This is a genomic window from Paucibacter sp. B2R-40, from assembly GCF_025717555.1.
Classification (GTDB): Bacteria; Pseudomonadota; Gammaproteobacteria; order Burkholderiales; family Burkholderiaceae_C; genus Paucibacter_A.
In genome coordinates, this window is the sequence record NZ_JAJIRP010000006.1 from 140,265 (window position 1) to 164,062 (window position 23,798).

15 protein-coding genes are annotated in these 23,798 nt (G+C 62.7%); 10 read left to right on the forward strand and 5 right to left on the reverse strand.

Going from position 1 to position 23,798, the window contains the following annotated elements; translation table 11 throughout:
• The first annotated feature begins 35 nt into the window (after positions 1–35).
• Positions 36–2,402: a penicillin acylase family protein gene (locus LNV09_RS13815; protein WP_263557651.1), complete on the forward strand. Its 2,367-nt coding sequence runs from the start codon at positions 36–38 to the stop codon at positions 2,400–2,402.
• Between the two features lie 72 nt (positions 2,403–2,474).
• On the opposite strand, the gene LNV09_RS13820 is transcribed toward LNV09_RS13815, so the two are convergent.
• Entirely contained in the window at positions 2,475–2,900 is a 426-nt protein-coding gene (locus LNV09_RS13820) for an Lrp/AsnC family transcriptional regulator (RefSeq protein WP_263557652.1), read from the reverse strand.
• Between the two features lie 161 nt (positions 2,901–3,061).
• On the opposite strand from LNV09_RS13820, the gene ocd reads away from it, so the two are divergent.
• Complete coding sequence (gene ocd / locus LNV09_RS13825; protein ID WP_263557653.1) at positions 3,062–4,108, forward strand: ornithine cyclodeaminase; 1,047 nt, start codon at positions 3,062–3,064, stop codon at positions 4,106–4,108.
• A 4-nt stretch (positions 4,109–4,112) separates the two neighbouring features.
• On the opposite strand, the gene LNV09_RS13830 is transcribed toward ocd, so the two are convergent.
• The 4 genes from LNV09_RS13830 to LNV09_RS13845 all read right to left on the reverse strand — a co-directional run bounded on the left by LNV09_RS13830 (position 4,113) and on the right by LNV09_RS13845 (position 13,993).
• Positions 4,113–5,318, reverse strand: coding sequence for a hypothetical protein (locus LNV09_RS13830; protein WP_263557654.1), 1,206 nt, complete (start codon positions 5,316–5,318; stop codon positions 4,113–4,115).
• Between the two features lie 55 nt (positions 5,319–5,373).
• Positions 5,374–5,817, reverse strand: a complete 444-nt coding sequence (locus LNV09_RS13835) for an HIT family protein (RefSeq protein ID WP_263557655.1) — start codon at positions 5,815–5,817, stop codon at positions 5,374–5,376.
• 14 nt (positions 5,818–5,831) lie between these two features.
• Positions 5,832–9,974 (reverse strand): response regulator, encoded by a 4,143-nt coding sequence (locus tag LNV09_RS13840; protein WP_263557656.1) that lies wholly within the window; start codon positions 9,972–9,974, stop codon positions 5,832–5,834.
• A 92-nt stretch (positions 9,975–10,066) separates the two neighbouring features.
• Positions 10,067–13,993, reverse strand: a complete 3,927-nt coding sequence (locus tag LNV09_RS13845) for a DUF3683 domain-containing protein (protein ID WP_263557657.1) — start codon at positions 13,991–13,993, stop codon at positions 10,067–10,069.
• A 342-nt stretch (positions 13,994–14,335) separates the two neighbouring features.
• Between LNV09_RS13845 and ugpB the strand changes: the two genes are divergently transcribed.
• The 8 genes from ugpB to LNV09_RS13885 all read left to right on the forward strand — a co-directional run bounded on the left by ugpB (position 14,336) and on the right by LNV09_RS13885 (position 23,622).
• Positions 14,336–15,640 (forward strand): sn-glycerol-3-phosphate ABC transporter substrate-binding protein UgpB, encoded by a 1,305-nt coding sequence (gene ugpB / locus LNV09_RS13850; RefSeq protein ID WP_263557658.1) that lies wholly within the window; start codon positions 14,336–14,338, stop codon positions 15,638–15,640.
• 220 nt (positions 15,641–15,860) lie between these two features.
• Positions 15,861–16,742, forward strand: a complete 882-nt coding sequence (ugpA, locus tag LNV09_RS13855; RefSeq protein WP_263557836.1) for a sn-glycerol-3-phosphate ABC transporter permease UgpA — start codon at positions 15,861–15,863, stop codon at positions 16,740–16,742.
• Between the two features lie 15 nt (positions 16,743–16,757).
• The gene (gene ugpE / locus LNV09_RS13860) at positions 16,758–17,609 is read left to right on the forward strand and encodes a sn-glycerol-3-phosphate ABC transporter permease UgpE (RefSeq protein ID WP_263557659.1); all 852 of its coding nucleotides are present in this window, start codon (positions 16,758–16,760) and stop codon (positions 17,607–17,609) included.
• Positions 17,610–17,621: 12 nt separating this feature from the next.
• Positions 17,622–18,719 (forward strand): sn-glycerol-3-phosphate import ATP-binding protein UgpC, encoded by a 1,098-nt coding sequence (locus tag LNV09_RS13865; RefSeq protein WP_263557660.1) that lies wholly within the window; start codon positions 17,622–17,624, stop codon positions 18,717–18,719.
• The gene (gene ugpQ / locus LNV09_RS13870; RefSeq protein ID WP_263557661.1) at positions 18,716–19,456 is read left to right on the forward strand and encodes a glycerophosphodiester phosphodiesterase; all 741 of its coding nucleotides are present in this window, start codon (positions 18,716–18,718) and stop codon (positions 19,454–19,456) included. The genes LNV09_RS13865 and ugpQ overlap by 4 nt, the downstream gene beginning before the upstream one ends.
• A gap of 39 nt (positions 19,457–19,495) precedes the next feature.
• Positions 19,496–19,927: a hypothetical protein gene (locus tag LNV09_RS13875; RefSeq protein WP_263557662.1), complete on the forward strand. Its 432-nt coding sequence runs from the start codon at positions 19,496–19,498 to the stop codon at positions 19,925–19,927.
• Between the two features lie 215 nt (positions 19,928–20,142).
• Positions 20,143–20,745, forward strand: a complete 603-nt coding sequence (locus tag LNV09_RS13880; protein WP_263557663.1) for a PEP-CTERM sorting domain-containing protein — start codon at positions 20,143–20,145, stop codon at positions 20,743–20,745.
• A 96-nt stretch (positions 20,746–20,841) separates the two neighbouring features.
• Positions 20,842–23,622, forward strand: coding sequence for a M4 family metallopeptidase (locus LNV09_RS13885; protein ID WP_263557664.1), 2,781 nt, complete (start codon positions 20,842–20,844; stop codon positions 23,620–23,622).
• Positions 23,623–23,798: the final 176 nt, after the last annotated feature.

Consider the following 23,798-nt stretch of genomic DNA (forward strand, 5'->3'; position numbering starts at 1 on the left):
CACAACAAGCTGGCGGCGCCACCACAATGGCCGCCATGAACAAAGCAAGCACAACGAAACGCCGCGCGCCGCGCCTGTTGCCGAGCCTATTGATCGGCGCCAGCAGCGTCTTCTTATTGACCGGGCTGTCAGCCTGGTTGGCAGTGCGAGCCAGCCTGCCGCAAATAGACGGCAGCATCACCCTGCCCGGCTTGGCAGCGCCACTGAGCCTGGAGCGCGACGCGCTGGGCACTGCCGTGCTGCGCGGTGAGAACCGACTGGATTTGGCCCGGGGGCTGGGTTACTTGCATGCGCAGGAACGTTTTTTCGAGATGGACTTGACACGGCGCTCGGCAGCCGGCGAGTTGTCGGCCTTGTTTGGGGACAAGGCCCTTGCGCGCGACAAAGAGCGTCGCGTCCACCGCCTGCGCGCCCGTCTGACCGAGCGACTGGCCCAAATGTCGGCCGCCGACCAGAGCTTGCTGAACGCCTATGCCGACGGTGTCAATGCGGGCCTTTCCGGCCTGCACTTGAGACCCTGGCAATACCTGATTTTGCGCGGCGAACCTGCGGCCTGGACGGCCGTTGACTCGCTGCTGGTCGTCGGCGAAATGTTCTGGATGCTGCAAGGCGGCAGCATCGACGCCGGCTTCGAGCGCGCGGCCTTGCGCGAACGCGCTGGTGATGCGCTGTTCGATTGGCTCAACCCACGCGGGGGCCACTGGGACGCGGCGCTCGACGCCAGCCCAGTGAAACCGGCCACACTACCGGGGCCAGCGCTGCTGGACCTGCGCAAGGCGCAGCCCAGCCCAGCACCGCAGGCTGCGCGCAGTGTGCAAGCTGTCGAGGAACAAGTTCTGGGCAGCAATAACTGGGCCGTGGCCGGCAGCCGCAGCGCCGATGGCCGCGCCATCTTGGCCGACGATATGCATCTGGACCTGGGTGTGCCCAGCATCTGGTACCGCACCCAATTGGAGATCAAAGGCAAAGGGGGTCAGGTCTTGCGGGCAGCGGGTTTGAGCCTGCCCGGCATGCCCAGCCTGGTGGTTGGCTCCAACGGCCAAGTAGCCTGGGGCTTTACCAATGCCTACGGCCAGTGGTTTGATTGGATCAAGCTGCCCGCCGAACTTGCTCCTGCGAGGCTGAAAAGCCATGTGGAAACTATCGCCATCAAGGGCGCGGCGCCGCAGCAACTGGATGTGCTGGACTTTGATGGCTCACCGATCGTGCGCGAGCGCGCTGGCCAACGCTATGCGCTGCGCTGGGTTGCCCATTTAGGCGAGGCCTACAACTTGAGCTTGGACAACATGCTGTGGGCCGGCGACGCAGCGGCTGCGCTACGCATCGCGCAGGCGTCCGGCATTCCGCACCAGAACATCCTGGTCGCCGATGCCAAGGGGCAGATCGGCTGGAGCGTGGCCGGCCGATTGTGGACACAAGCGCCCGATGAGGCCGGCTACGCTCGCTTTCAAACCATTCAATCGCCCAAGCATGAATGGCTGACCCTGGGCGACTATCCGCAATTGCTCAATCCTCCGGCGGGCCAACTCTGGACCGCCAACAACCGCCAATTGGGCGGCGCGCAGGCGCAGCTGATCGGCGACGGTGGTTTCGACCTGGGCGCCCGCGCGCAGCAGATCCGCGACCGCTTGAGCGAGCGCCCCATCCAAACCGCAGCCAGCCTGGGCGCGATTCATTTCGACACCGAGGCTCGCTTCATCAAGACCTGGGGGGAGCGCCTGATGCCTCTGCTGAACGCCGACTCAAGACACGCCGAAGCGGCCGCGCAGCTCAAGCAATGGAGCGGCCGCGCCGATGCCGAACAGGTCGGCTACCGCCTGATTCGCACGGTACGGCTGCGGACCCTGGACGCGCTTTGGGCCGCCTGGACGACGCCCCTGCTGGGCGCCATGCAGGCCGACGAAAAGTTGCGCTTCAAATGGCGCTCACAGTTCGAATACAGCGCCGTGCAAGCACTGACCGAACGGCCTGCCCACCTGCTGCCACCGGGCTTCGCCAATTGGGATGCCTTTCAACTGGCCCAAGTCGACGCGGCGCTGATGGAGCTGACCCAGGACGGCAAACAGGCATTGGCCCAAGCGAGCTGGGGCCAGTACAACACCAGCCGCATCCAGCATGTGATGTCCAAGGCCGTGCCCGCCCTGTCGGCTTGGCTGGACATGCCCTCCGCTCCGCAAGGGGGGGATGCCAACCTGCCCTTTGTCGCACGGCCGGCCTTCGGCCAATCCCAGCGCATGGTGGTTTCTCCCGGCTTGGAGGCCGAGGCGACCTTGAGCATGCCGGGCGGCCAGAGTGGTCATCCGCTGTCACCGTTTTACGGCGCCGGCCATGCCGATTGGGCGGCGGCCAAGCCGACGCCTTTGCTGGCTGGCCCCACGCTGCACCGGCTCAGCGCGAATTGAGGCCCGCCTGATCAAGCCTTCGCCGGGCCGGGCGAGATCAGAACTCCCAGGACAGAGGGCGCAAACCCGGGCTCAAGACAGTTTGTAGCTCTGCAAATGGATGCTGGTTTCGGTCGTCTCGATGCCCTTGATCAGGCGCACCCGCTCCAGCACATTGGCCAACTCGCCCAGGCTGGGCGCTCGCAACTCGGCCAAGAGATCCCAGCGCCCATTGGTGTCGAACAAGCCTGACACGCCGGGCTCGCCGAGCAAGATGCTGATCACCTCGCGCGTTTTATTGCCCTCCACCGCGATGCTCATCCAAGCGGTGATTTGATTCGGCGTTGCGTCCGGGCGCAGCTTGACCGTATAACCATTGATGACCCCGGTGTCCTCCAACTTGGTGATGCGGTTGCTGACGGTACCGCGTGAGACCTTCAGCTTGAGCGCCAAGGTGGCCACGCTGGCGCGTGCGTCCAAGCGCAAAAGCGCGATCAATTGCTGGTCCAAAGTATCCATAGGCTGAAGTCCTCATTCACCTTGCTTGCCGTCGATTCTGCCATTTCGGCAGCCACAGCTGACGAATTGATAGTTTCCGCTGACTTTTTGATCGTTTCTTGCTCTTCTCGCTAGCAGCGGGCTTGGCCAGAATCCACTCAATCGAATAAACGGAGACCTTCATGACCACCTTGCTGACTACCCAAGACGTTGCCCGCATCACCCAAACCCTGGGCCTGCCCGAGGTCTTCAAACGCATGGTGGGCTACCTCGAAGCCGACTATCTGCGCTGGAACGAATTCGACAAATGCGCCCGTGTGGCCAGCCATACCGACGACGGTGTGATCGAGCTGATGCCGATTGCCGACGCCAGCCTGTACAGCTTCAAATACGTCAACGGCCACCCCAAGAACACCCGCCTGGGCTTGCCCACCGTGATGGCCGTGGGCCTGCTGGCCGAAGTGGCCACCGGCCGGCCAGAGCTGCTCAGCGAGCTGACATTGACAACTGCCATCCGTACGGCGGCCACCTCGGCGATGGTGGCGCGCAAGCTGGCACGCAAGGACGCCAAGTCCATGGCCTTGATCGGCAATGGCGCGCAGAGCGAGTTCCAGGCGCTGGCCTTCCACTACCTGCTGGGCATCAGCGAGATCCGCATGTTCGACATTGACCCGGCCGCCTCCGCCAAGCTGTTGCGCCATCTGCAAGGCCTGCCGGGTCTGACACTCAAGGTCTGCGCCAGCACGGCAGAGGCCGTACGCGGTGCTGACATCATCACCACCGTGACCGCCGACAAAACCAATGCCACCATCATCACCCCCGAAATGATCGAGGCCGGCATGCATATCAATGGCGTCGGCGGCGACTGCCCCGGCAAGACCGAGATGCACCGCGGTGTGCTGGAGGCGGCCAAGGTTTTCGTTGAGTTCGAGCCTCAGTCGCGCATCGAGGGCGACTTGCAACAAATGCCGGCGGAATTTGCAGTGACCGAATTCTGGTGCGTGCTCAAAGGCATCAGCAGCGGCCGCGACAGCGCCGAGCAGATCACTTTCTTTGACTCGGTCGGCTTCGCGCTGGAAGACTTCTCGGCGCTGCGCTTGCTGCGCGACTGCGCGCGTGAGCTGGGTCTGGGCCAAGATGTCAGCCTGATCCCGACGATGGCCGACCCGAAAAACCTGTTCGGTCAGCTCGGCCTCGGTCAAACGGCCAGCACCTTGCAGGCCGCCTGAGCGGCTATTGGCTGGAATCGCCGACCCATTCGTGATCTCGCAAGGTCAAGCCGGCGCCCTGACGGCGTTGCTCACGCAGTTGCCGCACAACTTCATCCAGGCGCGCACTCTCGGCGGCCGCCAAACTGGCCAAGATGCGCTGATCCAGGCCGGGCAATTGCTGCTCGGCTTGATGCACCGCTTGCCGCCTCGCGGCCTGCCGCGCTGCCCATTGCGCGGCCGCCGCGGCCGCGCGCTCGGCTTGTCCAACAGCGCTGAAGCAGCGTGTTTGCGCGCGCAGCGCCGGCAAGGCCACCACATCCCGCACGCGCAATTGCGCGTCCTCGAACACCGCCGCCAGCAGCGTCAGTGCCTCTTGCGGGCGACCTTCGCCTTCTTCCATCAAGGCCAACTCCAGCAGGACCGGGCGGCGTACCGCGTGCCAGGCAAGCTCCGCCGCGCGCTGCTCCAGATCGAGGAAAGCGCCACGCGCCACCTGGCGGCGACCACAACGCCGGTGCCAGCGCGCCTGATTGGCCCGCCACATATTGACGATGTAATGGCTCGCAACCTCCGGCGCCAAGGCCGCGGCTTGATGGTTGAACCCATCTGCACGCTCCAGCACGGCACTCGCCGCGGCAAAATTCTCCGCATCGACATAGGCATCGTGCAGCGTGCAGATCAGATGCATCGCATTGGAGTAACGCCGCAAGCGCTCGTAGCCTGATTTGTGCTGGTCCATATGAACCAGCGCCTCGAAAATAAAAGTCAGCGCCGCCGAGCCGTCGCCCATCGACAAATAAGCCATGGCCAAACGCTCCAAGGCCTGCGCTGTCAACAAACTGCCCTGCAGTTGCAAGCCGTCTTGCAGCGCCACATGGGCGGCGCGCAGCGCCTGCTCGGGCATCAGCAAATTTGCTTGTGCAAACGACAGCTGAATCATCACGCTGGCGCGCTGCTGCGAGGGCTGGTCCAGCGACACCAGGTCAAGCATGCGGGCACAGTCCAGCAAGACCTGGTCAAAGCGATCGAGCTTGGTCAACGCCGCCACCCGCGCGGTCAGCAGGCGAATTTTTTGCTCCCGCATGGTCTCATCGCTGTCTTCGGGCAGACGCGCCAGCAGGCGCTCGGCAGCAAACAAACCGGCCTCAAACTGCTCGCCGTCCAACAGGGCTTGGGCGGCGCTGAATTCACTTTCAAACGGGCCCTCGGCGGCAAATTCAGCGCTCATGATGTAGATCCTAAAAACGGTGGACTGCGCGGCCCAGCCCTGGCTTTGTCGTCTCTCAGTTTAAGCCCGCAAGCGCCTGCGCTACTTGGGCGTCAAGCGCCGGCAAACCCAGTGCCAACCGGGCTTGCGCTGGCTCGGCCAAGGCGCGCAGCGGCTCGCCCCAGATCGGATTGGGGAAATGGCTGTCCCAATCGAAACGCGCGACGACATGCCAATGCAAATGCGGCACCACATTGCCCAAGCTGGCCAGATTGACCTTGGTCGGACGCAGGGCGCCGCGCAAGACGCGCTCGATGGCCGTCACCGCCCGCATGCAAGCGAGTGCGTCCGCGTCGCTCAAGTCACTGAACTCCGCCACATGGCCGAGCCAGATCAATCGGTAAAAGGCCGGGAAGTTCGCGTCCTCCACCCGCACCACCCGCCACAGCGGCGTCTGCACAATCAGCATGCCGCCCGCTTCCAGGCACAAGGGGCAGGCGTTGTTGGATGGAATGCTCATGGGGACCTTACCGTTCAAGATGGACGCACTGTAATCGCAGCACAGTCCATCGATGCAGCGGCTTGGGCCGAGGCAGCCCAATCGCTGATGAGTTTTGCCAACAGGGCCAGGTCATGTGTGCCGCTTTGCAGCTGCCGGGTGAAGTCGGTCCGCCACTGCGCATCGGGCATCTGCTGACGTTTGAACATCGCCTCTCCCTCGGCGCCCAAACTGGCCAGGCCAGTGGCGCCCAAGGTCGCTGCCAGACCCTTGAAGCTGTGCAGCGCCCGCTCGGCCTCAACGAAGCTTGCTGCGGCCAAGTAGCCGTCCACCTGTGCCGGCAGCCCTTGTGCCGAAACGCAAAAGCTGCTCACCATGCGCTGATAAAGCGCCGTCTTGCCCATGAATCGGTCGATGGTCGCCTGGGCCTCAAGTCCCATGCTGTCGGCCTTGCTCAGCAAGTCGGCAGGCAGCGTCATCGACATGAATTGCTGCCCTGACACCCCCTTGGCGGCCTTGGCCGCAGCCGTGCGCCCGCTGACGCGCAACAAGACCTGCACCAAGTCGGCCAACTCGAAAGGCTTGCTGACAAAATCCGTCATGCCCGCGGCCATGCAATCCTCGCGGTCCGAGGCCATCGCATTGGCCGTCATCGCAACCACCGGCAGCGCCGTCAAGCCCAGTCCTTGCGCGCCACGCGCGCGTATCAAACGCGTCGCCGTGAAGCCATCCATCACCGGCATCTGCACATCCATCAACACGACATCGAAGGCCGTGGGGTCGGCGCGCAGCAGATCCAGCGCCAGCTGGCCATCGCCGGCCAAGCGTACCGTGGCGCCGGCCTGCTCCAGCAGCGTTTGCGCCACCTCTTGATTGAGCTCGTTGTCCTCGACCAGCAGCAGGCGCAGCCCTGCCAGCACCAGCCGCTTGGCGGCTGCCGGGCGGGCATGGCGGCGCACATTGGACTGGCCGGTGCGGGCGCGCTTGAGCATGTCGTGCAACATCGCGGCGGTGATCGGCTTGACCAGGATACCGTTCAGGCTGGCTTGCTCCTCCTTGCTGCGCTCGGCCAGGCGCTCGCGGCCATGTGCAGTCACCATCACCGTGATCGGCGAGTTAGGCCCCATCAGCTCGCGCATGCGCGCGATCGCGGCCCAGCCGTCCATGCCGGGCATTTCCCAGTCCATAAAGACCGCATCGAAGGGCGGGCGTTCGGCCAGCTGACGGGCCTGCATCAGCTGCAAAGCCTCCTGCCCATCGGCCGCGGCTTCGGCCAGCCAGCCCAGCGACTGCGCCATATGCTGAACCAGCTCGCGGGCAATCGCGCTGTCGTCCACCACCAGCACGCTTAAATGTTCCGCCAGGTTTTCAGCCAGTTCATCGGCCGCGTCCGCTTCGGCGTCTACAGCCAGCGCCGCGCCGACCGGCAGCCTCAGGCTGAAATGAAAGCTACTGCCCTTGCCCAGCTCGCTGTCCAGCGCCAGCTCCCCGCCCATCATGGCCACCAGGCGCTGTGAGATATTCAGGCCCAGACCGGTGCCGCCAAAGCGCCGGGTGGTCGAGACCTCAGCCTGCGAAAAGCCCTCGAAAATTTTCTGTTGATGCTCCGGCGCGATGCCAATGCCGCTGTCGCGCACCACAAAGCGCAGGGTCACATCAGGGCCGATATCACTGACCAACTCGATCCGAATCACCACCTCGCCCTGGGCGGTGAACTTGATCGCATTGCCGCTCAAATTGATCAGCACCTGCTGCAAGCGCATGGCGTCGCCAACCAGCACCGGCGGCACCCGGGCGTCGATATCGAACAAGACCTCGACCGGCTTTTTGCCGATATTGGTGGACACGATGGTCGACAAATCGCGCATCAGCTGGTCGAGCGCAAAAGGCTGCGGGTCCAGCGTCATCTTGCCCGCATCCATCTTGGAAAAATCCAAGATATCGTTGATCAAACCCAGCAGAGATTTGGCGGCCCCGGCGGCCTTGAGCGTGTAGTCGCGTTGACGTTGATTCAGGTCGGTGCCCTGCAGCAGCTTGAGCATGCCCAGGACCGCATTCATCGGCGTGCGAATCTCATGACTCATATTGGCCAGGAACTGCCCCTTGGCGGCCGTCGCCGCTTCGACTTGGGCGTAAGCCTGGGCATTGTCGAGCGCAATTGCGCCGTAGCTGCACAGCGCGCGCATGATGAAAATTTCGCGCTCGCCATAGGCCATCGCACGCGGTGACTGCACCGACATCACGCCCAGCAGGCGCTCGCCAATCAGCATCGGGAAATACATCAGGCTGTTGGTTGCCAGCGTGCCGGGAATCACATCTGAGCCCTGCTGCTGCGCCTGCAGATTGATCAGCAGCTCACGCCGCTCGCGCGCGCAGAGCGAGAACGACGAGGTCTCGTCGCTCAAGTCCATGCTCATGCCCGGCACGGCTTGCTCGCCCTCCATCGCGAAGACCATCTTCAGCGCGCTGGCATTTTGGTCATACAAGCACACGCCGAAAAAGCTCGCGTCCATCATGCTGTGAACATGGCGGTGCAGCGCCGCAAAGACAGCCTGCGCGCTCAAACTGGCCGTGATCTCCCGGCCGACCTGGCCGAGCGTTTCCAAGGTATCGCTGGTGGCTTGCAGCAGCTCGGCGCGGCGCGACTCGGTCTGCGCCAGCAGGCGCAACTGCTCGGCGGCCGCATGCGCACGCGCCGTCTCCTGGCGCACCTGCATCGCGATGGCGCGGTTGCCGGCGTCCTTGCTGCGGGCGCTGTCACGTGCTGCGGCCGCGGCCCTGGCGCTCTTATAGGCCTGCTGATAGTCAGCGGCATCGGCATAGGCCTGCGAAAGTTCATCGAACAACTCGCTAGGCGACAGAAAACCGCTGATGCTGGCCGCACATTGCTGGGCCTGCTGCAAATAGTGCAACGCCGCTGTCGGGGCCTGCATGCCGGTCGGTGCGGGCAAGCTGTGCTGGCGATGCAAGTCGGCCAGCACGCGCAAGACCTTGACCTGTTCCTCGACATTGCCCTGCTCGACCACCAAGCGCAGCGCGGCTTCAATTTTTGCCAGCGCCTCCACGGGCCTGCCGAGCTTGGCCAGCGCACTGGCCTGGCCACGCCAGCTGCGCAGCACCGCGATCGGTTCGCCCAGCTTGGCCGCGGCCTGCTCGGCCTGGATGAAACGCTGCAAGGCTTCTTCGGGCTGGTCCAGGTCCAGCAAGATCTCGCTCAGACCTTGCATCACCATCACATAGGTATTCGAGGCCCCCAAACCCTTGAAAGTCTCCAAGGCTTCGAGCTGGCACAGCTTGGCATCCTCCAGCCGGCCCAGCAGGCGCAAGACCGAGCCGGTTTGCGTCAGGGCCAGCGCCAGCATCGCCGGCCAGCCGCAGCCACGCGCCAGAAGCAAGGCGCGTTCATCCCATTCCAAGGCGGCGTCCAGGTCGCCCAGGCCGGCAAAAGAGTCGGCACCATTGCTGGCGGACAAAATCGCGAAACGCAGCTGACCGGTTTCCTCGGCCGCATTGAAGGCTTGTAGAAAATAGCTGATCGAGGCACCCAGCTCGCCGGTATAGCCGGCCACCACGGCGCGCACACTGGCCAGCACCGGCTGCACCACCGGCCCCGGGTCCTGCGCCGCATCAAACTGCTGAGCCAGGCTGAGCCCGGTCGCTTTGGCATCGCGAAAGGCTTGGAACAGCAAGCCTCGGGCGCTGGCAAAGCGCAGACGCACCGCATCGCCGCTGCGCCGGTAGTCCTCCACGCATTGCAGCAGGGTCGTATCGCGCCGTGCCGGGTCGCCGGCATCGCTGCAGATCGACACCAACAAGCTCTTCGCATCACCGCTGCCGATGGTGTCGCCACTGCTCTCAAACACGGCCAGCGCGGCCTGCACCTTGGGTTCGGCAGCGGCCGATTGGCCGCGCAGCGAGTCGATCTCTGCCCGCAGCAGAGTCAGGCGCGCTTGCGCGCGCTGATGATCAATCAAGGGCAGATCGGACTGCGCCAGCAGGTGCTCGGCCTCAGTGGCCCAGACCAAGGCCTGTTCGCTAGCACTTTGACGCTGATACCAAGCCAATCGCAACAAAGCGGCCAGCCGATCAAGACCAAGCAAAGTCGGCAGCGTTTGTGTCAAGGAAGCCAGCATGTCCTTGGCGGCAAACAACTCAAGCGGAGGATTGAATTTCTTCACGCGAATGCGAGTCCCAAAACCCAAGGAATGGCCCTCATTCGACCACAGGTGGCCCGCCCTGCGATCCCAAAACTGACTGCTTTACTGCCCCTTTACACCAGCACCCTCTCGATGCCGCCGCTGTTCGCCTTGGCCACGTATTCAGGCATCCAGTCCTCGCCGAGGATCTGCCGAGCCATTTCGACCACGATGTAGTCGGCCTCCAGCAAGCCGTTATTGAGGTCATTGCCGTAGCGGCTCAGGCCTTGCAAGCAGCTCGGGCAGCTGGTCAGGATTTTGAGGTTTTCGGCGGCCGCGACCTTGCCGCTGCCGCGCAAATCGGCTTCCATCTTGAGCAGCTCTTCTTCCTTGCGGAAGCGGATCTGCGTCGAAATGTCTGGCCTTGTGACGCCCAGCGTGCCGCTCTCGCCGCAGCAGCGCTTGCTCTCGACCACATTCGGCCCGACCAGCGCATTGACGGTCAACATCGGCGCCTGCAGCTTCATCGGCGTGTGGCAGGGGTCGTGATAGAGATAGCTCTTGTCACTGCCCAGCGTGATGCCTTTTTCCAGCAGGTATTCATGGATGTCGATGATGCGGCAGCCGGGGAAAATGTCCTCGAACTTATAGCCCTGCAACTGGTCATAACAGGTGCCGCAAGACACCACCACCGTCTTGATATCCAGGTAGTTCAGCGTGTTGGCGACACGGTGGAACAAGACCCGGTTGTCGGTGATCATCTTCTCGGCCTTGTCGAACTGGCCCGAGCCGCGTTGCGGATAGCCGCAGCACAGATAACCCGGCGGCAAGACGGTCTGCACGCCGGCATGCCAGAGCATCGCCTGCGTCGCCAGCCCGACCTGGCTGAACAGCTTCTCCGAGCCGCAGCCGGGGAAATAAAACACCGCCTCGGTCTCGGAATTGGTCGCGGCCGGGTTGCGGATGATGGGAACGTAGTCCTTGTCCTCGATGTCCAAAAGCGCACGCGCGGTCTTCTTGGGCAGGCCGCCGGGCAGCTTCTTGTTGATGAAGTGAATCACCTGCTCCTTGATCGGCGCTGCGCCCACCGTGGCGCGGGGTGCTGCCGTCTGCTTCTTGGCAAAGCGTTTCAACACATCATGGGCCAGGCGCTGTGCCTTGAAGCCGACGCCGACCATGGCCGCACGCGCGAGCTTGATGGTCTCCGGGTTGGAGGCATTGAGCATGAACATCGCCGCCGCGTTGCCGGGCCGCCAGGTTTTTTGCCCCATCTTGCGCAAGAGATTGCGCATATTCATCGTCACTTCGCCGAAGTCGATCTTGACCGGACAAGGGTTCAGGCATTTGTGGCAAACCGTGCAATGGTCGGCCACATCCTCGAACTCCTGCCAATGCTTGATCGAGATACCGCGCCGGGTTTGCTCCTCGTACAAAAATGCCTCGACCAGTAGCGAGGTCGCGAGGATCTTGTTGCGCGGCGAATAGAGCAGATTGGCACGCGGCACATGGGTGGCGCAGACCGGCTTGCACTTGCCGCAGCGCAGGCAATCCTTGATCGACTCGCTGATCGCGCCGATATCGCTTTGCTGCATGATCAGCGACTCATGGCCCATCAGGCCAAAGCTGGGCGTGTAGGCGTTGGTCAAGTCCGCCGGGCTCGCACCGCCACGCAGCAGCTTGCCCTTGTTGAAGCGCCCTTCGGGGTCGACCTTGGCCTTGTAGCCCGCGAAGCCCGCCAACTCCGAGTCCAGCATGAACTCGAGCTTGGTGATGCCGATGCCATGTTCGCCCGAGATCACCCCGTCCAAGCTGCGCGCCAGCACCATGATGCGGCCAACGGCCTCATGTGCCGTCTGCAGCATCTCGTAGTTATCCGAGTTGACGGGGATGTTGGTGTGGACATTGCCGTCGCCGGCATGCATATGCAGGGCCACCCAGACGCGGCCGCGCAGCAGCTCTTTGTGAATGCGTTTGCACTCGTCCAGAATCGGTGCAAAGGCACCGCCGTTGAAGATGATTTGCAGCGGCTTGAGGATCTGCGTTTTCCAGGACGCGCGCAAGCTGTGGTCTTGCAGCTGATCGAAAAAGCTCAGCCCCTCGGGCTGCGCCACGTCAAGCTGATCCATCCACAGCTGCCATTGGCCGCCGACCTCGTCCAGCAGCGCCAGCGCTTGCTGAACCCGGTCACCCAGCAACTCGGCGCTCGGGATATCACCGGCGTCGTCGCTGCGGCCCAGCGGCAAGCTGCTCTGCGTGAACAGCTTTTTCAGGCCGGCCACAAAGGCCAGCTTGTTGCGCAGGCTCAGCTCGATATTGATGCGCTCGATGCCCAGCGTGTATTCGCCCATGCGCGGCAGCGGGATCACCACATCCTCGTTCACCTTGAAGGCATTGGTGTGTTTGGAGATCGCCGCCGTGCGCTTGCGATCGAGCCAGAATTTCTTGCGCGCATCGGGGCTGATGGCCACAAAGCCCTCGCCATTGCGGCCATTGGCCAAGCGCACCACCTCGGAGGTCGCACGCGCGACCGCGTCTGCGTCTTCGCCGACGATGTCGCCGACCAAGACCATCTTGGGCAGACCGCCCGAGGACGCGCCGGCCAGATTGGCGCGCTTGCTCTTGGTGCTGTAGCCAACCGCCTTCAGGTAGCGGTCATCCAGGTGTTCGAGGCCCGCCAGCACCGCGCCGCCGGGGCGCTTGGCCTCGGCGAACATGAAGTCCTTGATGTCGACAATCGCCGGCACGCAATCCTTGGGGTTGCCGAAAAACTCGAGGCAGACCGTGCGGACATGAGCGGGCATCTTGTGCACGACCCAGCGTGCGCTGGTGATCAGGCCGTCGCAGCCTTCTTTCTGGATGCCGGGCAAGCCGGCGAGGAACTTATCGGTGACGTCTTTGCCAAGGCCTTCTTTGCGGAAGGTGCTGCCGGGGATGTCGAGGCGCTCGGTCCGCTCCAGCCTCAGGCCGGAGGCATCGAAGTAGCGCAGCTCGAAGCTGGCCGTCTCCACGTCATGGATCTTGCCCATATTGTGGCTCAGGCGCGTCACCTCCAGCCACTTGGCGTCCGGCGTCACCATGCGCCAGGAGGCGAGGTTGTCTAGCGCCGTGCCCCAGAGCACGGCCTTCTTGCCGCCGGCATTCATCGCCACATTGCCGCCCACGCAGCTGGCCTCGGCCGAGGTCGGATCGACCGCGAACACAAAGCCATGCGCTTCGGCCAGATCAGCAACGCGCTGCGTGACCACGCCGGCCTCGCTCCAGATCGTCGCCACCTCGCGGTCCATCCCCGGCAGGGTCAGCATCTCGACGCCGCGCAAGGCCTCCAGTTTTTCGGTGTTGATGACGGCGCTATTCCAGACCAGCGGCACGGCGCCGCCGGTATAGCCGGTGCCGCCGCCACGCGGGATGATGGTCAGGCCTAACTCGATACAGCCCTTGACCAGGCTGGCCATTTCGAGCTCGGTGTCGGGGGTCAAGACGACGAAGGGGTATTCGACCCGCCAGTCGGTCGCGTCGGTCACATGCGAGACGCGCGAGAGGCCGTCGAACTTGATATTGTCCTTGGCCGTGGTTTTGCCCAGCAGCTTGGTCGTGCGCCGGCGCAGCTCGGCCACCGCGTCAAACTGAGCGGCAAAGCCGGCGATCGCGGCGCGTGCCGCGGTCAGCAACTCACCGACCGATTGATCGCGCAGCGGATCGGTGCTCGGGTCGCGGCGCAGCTCGACCTCATGCAGCCGATGCTCCAAGGCCTCGATCAGCAGGCGACGGCGCTTGGGGTTGTCGAGTAAATCATCTTGCAAATAGGGGTTGCGCTGCACCACCCAGATATCACCCAACACCTCGTACAACATGCGGGCCGAGCGGCCGGTGCGGCGCTCCTGGCGCAGCTGGTTGAGCAGCTCCCAAGCCGGGGCGCCGAGCAAGCGGATGACAATTTCGCGGTCGGAGAAGGAGGTGTAGTTGTACGGAATCTCGCGCAGGCGGGGAGCGGCATCGTGACCCTGTTTAACAAGGGTCAGGTCTTGAGTCGGGGCAGACATCAGCGGGAGCGGAGCATTCATGGCGGCCGGACGCTCAAAAGCGCCCATGGTTGGCTGTTGAGTGGGCATCTGGACAGACCCAAACAACAAGGCTGAGAATTTTTGTTTGCAAGTAGCGGCTGAGCTTGTGGCTTCGCATCTGCTGAATCTGATTCGAATTACAGGGAATACCCCATGCAAGCCGGGCGCCGATCGTACCGCAGCGCAGCAATATGCCGCGTCGCGTACGCCTATGCCCTTGCCTGATTTTGGGTAAACCGGCTCTGGCGAACTCTGTTCTACAAGCGTATTTTCGCAGCACTGTCGCTGTCACAATCCTGGCTGGTTTGTGCAGACTCATCACTTCTACGGAGCCATCACCTCATGACATCCAGACAACTCGCCGCGCTCACCCTGCTGCTCGCCGCTTTGGCACCGCAAGCCCAGGCGCAGACCGAAATCCAGTGGTGGCATTCGATGGGCGGCGGCCTGGGTGACTGGGTCACCGACCTGTCCAAGGAATTCAACGCCAGCCAGAAGGACTACAAAATCGTGCCCAGCTACAAGGGCAGCTACGACGAGTCGATGACGGCGGCGATCGCCGCCTTCCGAGCCGGCAATGCGCCGCATATCTTGCAGGTCTTCGAGGTCGGCACGGCCACCATGATGGCCAGCAAGGGTGCCATCGTGCCGGTCGGCGAGGTCATGAAAATGGGTGGCGCCAAGTTCGACCCAAATGCCTATGTGCCTGCCGTGGCCGGCTATTACACGGCACCGAGTGGCCAGATGCTGAGCATGCCTTTCAACAGCTCGACGACAGTCTTCCACTTCAACAAGGACGCGCTGAAGGCCGCCGGTATCACGACCCCGCCCAGCACTTGGCCCGAGGTGGCGCTGGCCGCGGCCAAGCTCAAGGCCAGCGGGCACAAATGCCCGTTCACCACATCGTGGGTCAGCTGGACGCAGTTGGAAAGCTTCTCGGCCTGGCATAACGTCGAGTACGCCACCAAGAACAACGGCTTCGGCGGACTGGACACGCGCTTGGCCTTCAACACCCCGCTGCATGTGCGCCATATCGAGAACCTCGCCAATATGAGCAAGCAAGGCCTCTTGGTCTACAAGGGCCGCGGCAATGCGGCGGATGCCACCTTTGTCTCGGGCGAATGCGCAATGATGACCGGCAGCTCCGGCATGTACGCCAATATCAAGAAGAACGCCAAGTTCGCCTCCGGTATTGCGCCGCTACCCTACTACCCTGATGTGCCCGGCGCGCCGCAAAACACCGTCATCGGCGGCGCCAGCCTGTGGGTGATGGCGGGCAAGAAGACGCCCGAGTACAAGGGCGTGGCCGCCTTTTTCAGCTTCCTGGCCCAGCCCGAAGTGGCGGCGGCCAGCCACAAGCGCACCGGTTATTTGCCGGTCACCAAGGCAGCATTTGAGTTGACGGACAAGAGCGGCTTCTACAAAGAGAACCCCGGCACCGATGTCGCCGTCACGCAGATGATCCGCAAGACCACCGACAAGTCGCGCGGCATTCGCCTGGGCAACTTCGTGCAGGTACGCACCATCATCGACGAGGAAATGGAGCAGGTCTGGGGCGGCAAGAAGAGCGCCAAAGAAGGCTTGGACGCAGCGGTGCAACGCGGCAATGAGCAGTTGGAGCGCTTCCAGAAAGCCAACAGCAAGTGAAACCGGGAACGCGCCCTCTTTGGGCCGAGCGCTGGGCCGCCAACGGCCTGAGGCCGTTGGCCTTCGGCAGGCACAAACAGTCCGCAGGGACTGTTTGTGTCCGGCCTCAGTTCACCGAGCCGGCCCGCTTGGCGATGTCCTTGCCGGTCGCGCCGGCAAGGATCGCCGTCCCCTCGGGGGACCGACCAGCGTACTCGCTGGACGAGGGGCTCAAATGAGTATAGAGAAGAGAGTTCAATTCAAGGCCTCCTGGCTGCCCTGGCTGCTGCTGGCGCCGCAGTTGCTGGTCATTTCGGTGTTCTTCTTTTGGCCGGCGGCTCAAGCCCTTTTACAGTCGCTGCAGCGCCAGGACGCCTTCGGCCTGTCCACCGAGTGGGTGGGCCTGGAGAACTTCAGTCAATTGTTCAATGACCCCGGCTATCTGGCTTCGTTCAAGACCACGGCGGTTTTTTCGCTGCTGGTGGCCGGCAATGGTCTGGTCTTGTCACTGCTGCTGGCGGTGATGGCCGATCGCGTGGTCAAGCGGGCCGGCGTCTACCGCACGCTCTTGATCTGGCCCTATGCGGTGGCGCCGGCGATTGCCGGCGTGCTGTGGCTGTTCATGTTCGCGCCCTCGATCGGCGTGGTGTCGTACTGGTTGACGCAAATGGGCATCCCCTGGAACCATTTGCTCAACTCGGATCACGCGATGACGCTGGTGGTGATGGCGGCGGTGTGGAAGCATATCTCCTACAACTTCCTGTTCTTCATGGCCGGGCTGCAGGCGATCCCGAAGTCATTGATCGAAGCGGCAGCGATCGACGGCGCCGGGCCTTGGCGGCGCTTTTGGACCATCATCTTCCCGTTGCTTTCGCCGACCACCTTCTTTTTGCTGGTGATCAATATCGTCTACGCCTTCTTCGACACCTTCGGCATCATTGACGCCGCCACGCACGGCGGGCCTGGCAAAGACACGTCCATCCTGGTCTACAAGGTCTATTACGACGGTTTCAAGGCGATGGATCTGGGCGGCTCGGCCGCGCAGTCGGTGGTCTTGATGCTGATCGTGATCACGCTGACCGTGGTGCAGTTCCGTTATGTCGAGAAGAAGGTTCAATACTGAGCGTGGAGCCAACACATGATTGAACGCCGCCCCATCCTCACCTTTGTCTCCCACCTGATCCTGATCCTGGGCGTGCTGATCGTCGCCTTTCCGGTCTACATCACCTTTGTCGCGTCCACACAGACGGCCGATGCAATCGTGCAAGCGCCTATGCCCATGTTGCCGGGCAGTCACTTGATCGAGAACTACAAGACTGCGCTGTTCGGCAACTCCGCCGGCGCGGGGTCCACCGCTCCGGTCGGCCGCATGATGTGGGTCAGCCTGGTCAGTGCGCTGACAATTGCGATCGCCAAGATTGCCATCTCGCTGCTGTCGGCCTTTGCGATCGTCTACTTCCGCATTCCAGGCAAGTCCTTCTTCTTCTGGAGCATTTTTGTCACGCTGATGCTGCCGGTCGAGGTGCGCATTGGCCCGACCTACCAGGTGGTGGCCGACCTCGGCATGCTCAACAGCTACGCCGGCCTGACCGTGCCCTTGATCGCCTCGGCCACCGCGACCTTTTTGTTCCGCCAATTTTTCATGACGGTCCCGGATGAATTGCTGGAGGCAGCCCGCATGGACGGCGCCGGGCCGCTGCGCTTTTTCAAAGACATCCTGCTGCCGCTGTCGACCACCAGCATCGCGGCGCTGTTCGTGATCCAGTTCATCTACGGCTGGAACCAATACCTGTGGCCGCTCTTGGTCACTACCGACGAGAACATGTACCCGGTTGTTATCGGCATCAAACGCATGATCAGCGGCGGCGACGCAGCGAACGACTGGAACATCATCATGGCGACAGCGATGCTGGCGATGATCCCGCCGGCCTTGGTCGTGATGCTGATGCAGAAGTGGTTCGTCAAGGGCTTGGTCGATACCGAAAAATAAGAAGAAAGACACATGGCTTCCATCTCCCTCAGAAACGTCATCAAGCGCTACGGCCACGGCCCCAAGGCCAATCAGGTCATCCACGGCGTCAATGCCGAGATACGCGACGGCGAGTTCGTCGTCATCGTCGGGCCCTCGGGCTGCGGCAAGTCAACCTTGCTGCGCATGGTGGCCGGCCTGGAGGAAATCTCTGGCGGCGAGATCGCGATTGGCGAGCGTGTCGTCAACAACATCGAGCCGGCCGAACGCGATATCGCGATGGTGTTCCAGAACTATGCGCTCTACCCGCATATGACGGTGTTCGAGAACATGGCTTATGGCCTGAAGATCAAAAAAGTGCCCGAGGCCGAGATCAAGGCCCGCGTCGACAAGGCCGCCAAGATTTTGGAACTGAGCGGCTTGCTGGACCGCACACCACGCCAGCTCTCCGGCGGCCAGCGCCAGCGCGTCGCGATGGGTCGCGCCATCGTGCGCAAGCCGCAGGTGTTCTTGTTCGATGAGCCGCTCTCCAACCTCGACGCCAAGCTGCGCGCGCACACCAGGCTGGAGATTCAAAAACTGCACCGTGAACTCGGCGTTACGTCTCTGTTCGTCACCCATGACCAGGTCGAAGCGATGACGCTGGCCCAGCGCATGATCGTGATGAACGGCGGCCATATGGAGCAGATCGGCACGCCCGAAGAAGTCTATGCCCGCCCGGCCTCCACCTTTGTGGCCGGCTTTATTGGCTCGCCGCCCATGAATCTGCTCAAGGGCCAGGCACAAGGCCTGACATTCAGCGTCGGCGGCATCACGCTTACCCTGCCCGAGGCTGCACCGCGCGATGGCGAGTTGATCCTGGGTCTGCGGCCCGAGCATCTGGATCATTGGCAGGACGCAATGGCGGGAAGCTCAGGCTGGCCCTTCACGGTCGAAATGATAGAGATGCTGGGAGCCGAGCGCCTGGTCTATGGGCGCTTGGGCTCGGAGCTGTTCACCTTGCGCATTGACGGCACGCAGCCGCCGCCGGCCATTGGCGCCAAGCTGATGCTGGCCCTCAGCGACAAGCACCTGCATTGGTTCGACCCACAAACTACCCAGCGTGTGCGCAAAGAAAAAGGTCCCCAATGAGAGCAAATGATTGGCCCCTTCCCTTTTGGATCGCCCACCGCGGAGCGGGCAAGTTAGCACCCGAGAACACGTTGGCGGCGTTTCGCCTGGGCGCGCAATACGGTTACCGAGCGTTCGAGTGCGATGTCAAGCTCTCCAGCGACGGCATGCCCTTCTTGCTGCATGACGCCACGCTGGAGCGCACGAGCAATGGTCAGGGTGTGGCGGGTCAAATGAACTGGAGCGCGCTGTCGCGCCTGGACGCCGGCAGCTGGCACAGCCGCAGCTATGCGGGCGAGGCGCTGCCTAGTCTGGATGCGTTAGCGCGCTTCGTCTTGGCGAACCGGCATGCGCTCAATATCGAAATCAAGCCGACACCGGGCCAGGAGCTGCTGACCGGCCAGGTGGTCGGGCGCGAAGTTTTGCGTTTATGGGCGGGATCAGGCTTTGCGCCCTTGTTCAGCTCTTTCGATCCGCTCGCCTTGAAGGGCGCCAAGGAGACCGCACCGGGCATCCCGCGCGGCCTTTTGCTCGACGAGCTGCGCCCTGGCTGGCTCGGAGAAGCGCAGGGCTTGGGTTGCCGCGCCGTCATCAGCAACTACCGGCTGATGGACCGTGCCACCATCGCTCAAATCCACACCGCCGGCATGAAGGCGCTGGTCTACACGGTCAATGAGGCGGCCGCCGCGCAAGCGCTGATCGCCGACGGTGTGGACGGCATCATCACGGACGCGGTGGACAGGTTCTCGCCGGTTTGAGCGCGCATCCCAACACGAAGCCATCGATCTGAAGCCCAGATGCGACTCCAAGCAGTGGTTTTTGCTATTTCATTGGCCTGGGCAGCGCCCCTATTGGCTGCACCGCTCACAAGCGAAGAGCAGGCCTCAGCACAAACCATCAACCTGAAGATCGGAGAATCCGCCCAAGCACGGGACGAGCCCGCCTTGCGCATCGGCTTCGCGGGCGTGGCGGCCGATTCGCGCTGCCCCAAGGGCGCGCAATGCATCTGGGCCGGCGAGGCCACCGTGCGGGTATGGCTGCAGCGCGGCAACGAGCCAAAGCTGACGCTGGAGCTGACCAGCAGCTCAGGCTCGGTGAAAACTTTGCAAGTACTTGATCAAGAGCTGAGCCTTCTGGACCTCAGCCCCTACCCGGTCGCCGGCAAGGCCCCGGCCGAGGAAGACTACACCGCCACGCTGTCTTTGAGCCGCAGTTCTGCCGCGAAGTGAAGCAGCTCTAGCCACTGTGCTGGGACCATGAAGCTCCCAAGTGATGCCTCAGCCAGCCTGAGCGATGGGTAGTGGATTTCCCTTGTTTGAGCCTACGACTCGTGGCTTTCCCTATGGTGGCTTTCCCTCTTTCAAATGGGTTGCGCTTCATGGAAACATAGGCTTACAAGAATCCAGCAGGATTCCCCCCATTTGACTCTAGCCAGGGACCTTGAATGAAGCCTACACATCGCTTAGTCGCAGCCGCCGTGCTGACTTTGCTGTCCGCGTCATCTTTTGCGACAAGCACGATTTACACTTCCTCCGCCGCCTTCCTCGGTAATGTCGCCGCAGGCTCCTACACGGAGAGCTTTGACAGCTTGGGTGAAATTCCCCTGGGTCCGCTTGCTTTCAACAGTGGTGCGTTTGCTTACGCTGTCTCGGCACCCGGCGCCCTTTATGCATCCGGCGAGTTCTTGGGCACCAGCCTGCCCGATGACGCGCTGACGATTACTTTCAGCAGCGGCAATGTGACGGCCGTCGGCAGCAACTTTTATGCGGTGAACCTGAGTGACGCGTTCCAGGCCGTGTCGCTGACCGTCACCCTGAGCGACGGCACCGTCACGAGCTTCACGCCCACTTCAGTGAATGATAGCTACCGGGGTTTCAGCTCGGATGTGGCCATCACTTCGCTGGTCATCAGCGGGCCGGGCACTTCGCTGTACGCCAGCATCGACAACCTGACCGTCGGCGTGAGCGCGGTTCCTGAGCCCAGCAGCTGGGCGCTGATGGGCCTGGGCTTGGGCGGTCTTTTGCTTGCCCGCCGCCGCGCGGCCTGATCGATTTCGGGTCACCAGGAGGGTGGCAGACATTGCCAGCTTCAACTCAAACGATTCATCATTGATGCAGCCACTGCGCCGCACAAGGAAGTGATTATGTCCAGAACCAAATTCCGCGTTTCATTGCTGGCCCTGTCCGTTGGCATGGCCTTGGCCGCTCAGGCTCAGGCTCAGAGCTCGCTGAAGGGTCAAAGCGAGGCCGCTGCGCGCCTCTCGGCCAACACCGGCAGCGAGGCGCAAGTCTCCATCCATGCCGCCACCGGCGCGGCCCGGTTTGTCCGCGTGGCCCCTGGCGTCAAGCTCAATGCCCAGGCCCGCACTGGCGCCAGCACCGATGTCGCAAAACAAGCCAATTCGGCCCAATTCCTGAACGAATATGCCGGCCTGTTCGGCATCAGCAATGCTGCCACCGAACTGTCTGCCGCCCGTGTTGAGAAAGACCGCCTGGGTGGCACGCACCTGACGCAGAAACAGGTCTACCAAGGCCTGCCGGTGTTTGGCGCCGAGCTGAAGTCGCACTTTGACGCCGCCGACAATCTGGTCGTCGTCAACGGCACCTTCATCCCCGGCATCGACGTCAGCGCCACCCCAACTCGCACAGCCGAGCAAGCAAGCGCAATTGCGCTGACCCTGGTCAAGGCCGACCTGGCTCGCCCTAGCAAGCTCGCAGCAAGTACGCCGACCCTGATGATCTATCGCGAAGGCCTGGCCAAGGGCGTGCCCGGCGCCAACCACTTGGCTTGGGCGGTCGAAGTCGGCAACCGTGCCGATGTACGCGAATTTGTCTATATTGACGCTCACACCGGCAAGCTGATCGACAGAATCAGCGGCATCCACGAAAGCATGAATCGCCGCGCCTTCGACGGCGAGGGCAAGCTGCCACCGGTGCCGAACTACCCGGGTAAGCCGTTCTGGGTCGAAGGCCAAGCCTTCCCGACCGGCACCACCGAGGCCGACAATATGATCGCCGCCTCCTCGGACATCTATAAGCTGTTCAGTACCGCCTTCGGCCGCGATTCCTTCGACGGCAAGGGCAAGACCATGGACTCGATCTTCAACCGTGGCGATGCTTGCCCGAATGCCTCGTGGAACGGCACCTACATCTCGTTTTGCCCAGGCACGACCACCGATGACGTCACCGCGCACGAGTGGGGTCATGCTTACACCGAGTACACCCATGGCTTGATTTACCAATGGCAACCCGGCGCGCTGAACGAGGCTTATTCCGATATCTGGGGTGAGACGGTTGACCGCATCAACGGCCGCGGCGGCGACACGCCCGATGCAGCGCGCTCGAACGCTGCATGTACCGTTTCGACCAAGGTGGCTCAGGTTTCGATCACTGCTCCGGCAGCGATAGCCGGTGTGAAGATCACCGGTACGGCAGCCTTCGGACCGCAAACATTTGGCGCCGTTGTCGGCGATGTGGTCGGCGTAGATGTGGGCAGCACGAGTGCCGGCTGTACCTCGCCATTTGCGGCCAATGTGAGCGGCAAGATCGCCTTGATCGACCGCGGCACCTGCGGCTATGCAGTCAAGGTCAAGAATGCCCAACTGAACGGCGCGATTGGTGTGATTGTCGGCAACAACACCGGCGGCGCTTCTATCGTCAATATGGGCGGCGCCGATGCCACCATCACGATCCCATCGCTGTCCGTCTCTCAAAACGACGGCACGGCGATCAAGGCTCAATTGGGTGCGGGCGTGAAAGCCTCGCTGATACGCGGCCCTGGCTCCGACAATTCGGTACGCTGGTTGATGGGCGAGGACTCCTCGGCCTTCGGCGGCGCGATCCGGGATATGTACACCCCGACCTGCATGGGCAACCCCGGCAAGGTCACGGATGCGCAATACGCCTGCTCGACCGCTGATTCCGGCGGCGTGCACGGCAACTCGGGCGTGCCAAACCATGGCTATGCATTGCTGGTTGACGGCGGCTCTTACAACGGCCAGACCATCAACGCCATCGGCCTGACCAAGGCAGCGCATATCTACTTCCGTGCGCAAAGCGTCTACCAAGGCCCTGCCAGTGGCTTCGCTGATCATGCCGACGCGCTGCAGCAGTCTTGCAAAGACCTGAGCGGCAGCAATCTCAATGATCTGAAAACCGGCGCGCCGTCGGGTGAAGTGATCAGCGCGTCTGATTGCGAGCAAGTCGCGAAGATGGCCACGGCCGTCGAACTGCGCACACCGCCAACGCAATGCAACTTCCAACCTTTGCTGGCCAAGGCACCACCGGCTCTGTGCACCAGCGGCAGCGTCGCACCCTTGCTGAGCGACAGCTTCGACGGCGGCAAGCGCGTCGGTGTCAAGTGGTTGGTCAGTTATGCAGGCAACAACCCTGAGTTCACACCACGCAACTTCGGTGTCGTCACAGGTCTGCCTGATGGTCGTGCCGGTTATGCCCTGTTCGCCGCTGACGCGAACATCGGCAGCTGCGCAGCGGGCTCCAACCAAGCCGGTCTGCAACGCGTCGAAAGCCCTGAGATCACCATTCCGGCCGGCAGCGCGGATGTGAAGCTCACGTTTGACCACTATGTGGCGACCGAGTCTGGCTATGACGGTGGCAATATCAAGGCGAGCGTGAACGGCGGCGCCTGGACCTTGGTACCGGCCGGCAGCTTCTTGTACAACCCGTACAACATGACCATGGCCGCAGCGCCGGGCAACGACAGCCCCTTGGCAGGTCAAGCTGGCTTCTCGGGCACCGACGGTGGCTCACTGGGCGGTTCATGGGGTCGTTCGATCGTGAACTTGGCCGGCCTCGCCAAGGCCGGCGACAAGATCAAGCTGCGCTTCGAAATGGCCAACGACGGCTGCGGCGGTATCAAGGGCTGGTACCTGGACGATGTGATGGTCTACAGCTGCAAGCCTTGAGTCTGGGCTGAGCTGAACCGGGCTAGCGTCCGGTGCGAAATCAAACAGGGGCGTCCGATGGGCGCCCCTTTTTTTGGCGGGTATTCAGCAGCACCATGGCCCTAGGTTCTGGCTTGACGGCTTCGTTTGGCGCGATCAACAATGCCCCGCCTTGCTGGCGACCTGGCCAAGGCAAT

Coding starts and splice junctions, on each gene's coding strand:
- LNV09_RS13820 (WP_263557652.1), bottom strand. CDS start 2,900: ATGGATACTTTGGACCAGCAATTGATCGCGCTTTTGCGCTTGGACGCA.
- ocd (WP_263557653.1), top strand. CDS start 3,062: ATGACCACCTTGCTGACTACCCAAGACGTTGCCCGCATCACCCAAACC.
- LNV09_RS13815 (WP_263557651.1), top strand. CDS start 36: ATGAACAAAGCAAGCACAACGAAACGCCGCGCGCCGCGCCTGTTGCCG.
- LNV09_RS13835 (WP_263557655.1), bottom strand. CDS start 5,817: ATGAGCATTCCATCCAACAACGCCTGCCCCTTGTGCCTGGAAGCGGGC.
- ugpB (WP_263557658.1), top strand. CDS start 14,336: ATGACATCCAGACAACTCGCCGCGCTCACCCTGCTGCTCGCCGCTTTG.
- ugpQ (WP_263557661.1), top strand. CDS start 18,716: ATGAGAGCAAATGATTGGCCCCTTCCCTTTTGGATCGCCCACCGCGGA.
- LNV09_RS13880 (WP_263557663.1), top strand. CDS start 20,143: ATGAAGCCTACACATCGCTTAGTCGCAGCCGCCGTGCTGACTTTGCTG.
- LNV09_RS13885 (WP_263557664.1), top strand. CDS start 20,842: ATGTCCAGAACCAAATTCCGCGTTTCATTGCTGGCCCTGTCCGTTGGC.
- LNV09_RS13845 (WP_263557657.1), bottom strand. CDS start 13,993: ATGAATGCTCCGCTCCCGCTGATGTCTGCCCCGACTCAAGACCTGACC.
- LNV09_RS13830 (WP_263557654.1), bottom strand. CDS start 5,318: ATGAGCGCTGAATTTGCCGCCGAGGGCCCGTTTGAAAGTGAATTCAGC.
- LNV09_RS13875 (WP_263557662.1), top strand. CDS start 19,496: ATGCGACTCCAAGCAGTGGTTTTTGCTATTTCATTGGCCTGGGCAGCG.
- LNV09_RS13865 (WP_263557660.1), top strand. CDS start 17,622: ATGGCTTCCATCTCCCTCAGAAACGTCATCAAGCGCTACGGCCACGGC.
- ugpE (WP_263557659.1), top strand. CDS start 16,758: ATGATTGAACGCCGCCCCATCCTCACCTTTGTCTCCCACCTGATCCTG.